We start from the raw sequence: 204 nt of genomic DNA on the forward strand, positions 1-204 counted from the left end.
GCTACAGTTGCAATCACCACCGTCTTCCTTGTTAACGTATAATCCAATGGAAACTAGGTAGGTGTGAGCAGTTCCAAAGATTCCAGCAATACGTTCATTTTTTTCTAATGGCATTGGAGATTTAAATGCTTCACCAACGTCCCTAGTTCCATATGGTCCGTGACCACGTGGACGCAAATTAGTGTGTATCCTCAGTTTGGATAT

General features: G+C 42.2%; 1 protein-coding gene. It reads right to left on the reverse strand.

Annotation, left to right across the window (positions count from 1 at the left end; all coding sequences use genetic code 11):
* The coding region (locus M9Q43_RS14105; RefSeq protein ID WP_262319501.1) for a jacalin-like lectin at positions 1-204 on the reverse strand (204 nt) is incomplete at both ends.

Origin of the sequence: Flavobacterium odoriferum (assembly GCF_025499515.1) — a bacterium.
Classification (GTDB): domain Bacteria; phylum Bacteroidota; class Bacteroidia; order Flavobacteriales; family Flavobacteriaceae; genus Flavobacterium; species Flavobacterium odoriferum.